We start from the raw sequence: 1,071 nt of genomic DNA, 5'->3' as shown, positions 1-1,071 counted from the left end.
CGGACATCTCCTGATGTTCTTCATCGGTCTTGAAACAGCTTCTATTCCGATGGCAGCATTGATTGCCTTCGATAAATACCGTCACAACTCTGCCGAAGCAGGTGCCAAATACATTCTGACAGCTCTTTTCTCCAGTGCATTGCTGTTGTTTGGTCTGTCCATGATCTATGGTTCTGCCGGGACTCTTTATTTCGATGACCTCCCTGCCCATATCGACGGAAATCCGTTACAGATCATGGCATTTATATTCTTCTTCACAGGAATGGCATTCAAGTTGTCACTGGTTCCGTTCCACTTATGGACAGCAGACGTTTACGAAGGCGCTCCGAGTACAGTTACCGCTTATTTGAGTGGTATATCAAAAGGATCGGCTGCATTTGTATTATTGGCCGTCCTTATCAAAGTATTCGCTCCAATGATTAATGACTGGCAGGAAGTACTTTATTGGGTAACCATCGCTTCTATCACTATTGCCAATATATTTGCTGTCCGTCAGCAAAACCTGAAACGTTTGATGGCGTTCTCCAGTATTTCGCAAGCGGGATATATTATGTTAGGCGTTATCGGAGGCACAGCACAAGGCATGACAGCATTGGTATATTATGTATTAGTGTATGCTGCCGCCAACCTCGGAGTATTTGCCGTTATCACTATCGTGGCATTACGCAGTCAGAAATTCACGCTCGAAGATTACGCAGGACTTTATAAAACGAATCCCAAAATCGCTCTTTTGATGACTCTGTCTCTGTTCTCATTGGCAGGCATCCCTCCGTTTGCCGGATTCTTCTCTAAGTTCTTTATCTTCATGGCTGCTTTCGATGCAGGTTTCCACTTGCTGGTATTCATCGCATTGGTAAATACAGTGATTTCATTATACTACTATCTGTTGATTGTAAAAGCAATGTACATCACTCCTTCCGACAACCCGATTCCTACTTTCCGCAGCGACCGTTGCACAAAATGGGGACTGGCACTTTGCACATTGGGTATCATCGGACTGGGTATTGCAAGTATCGTATATCAATCCATCGATAAACTATCGTTCGGAATTTAAACGAACTTCCTTTATAA

Annotated in this window: 1 protein-coding gene; it reads left to right on the top strand. The window is 43.7% G+C overall.

Going from position 1 to position 1,071, the window contains the following annotated elements; translation table 11 throughout:
- Positions 1 to 1,054 (top strand): NADH-quinone oxidoreductase subunit N (locus AB5935_RS24500; protein ID WP_368327702.1); only part of this gene is annotated, 1,054 nt, incomplete at its 5' end.
- Positions 1,055 to 1,071: the final 17 nt, after the last annotated feature.

The organism is Phocaeicola sp. RTP21198st1_B8_RTP21198_201120 (assembly GCF_040929485.1).
Classification (GTDB): Bacteria; Bacteroidota; Bacteroidia; order Bacteroidales; family Bacteroidaceae; genus Phocaeicola; species Phocaeicola dorei.
Note: the sequence above shows the minus strand (reverse complement) of the source record. Positions and strands in the feature narration are given on the sequence as shown.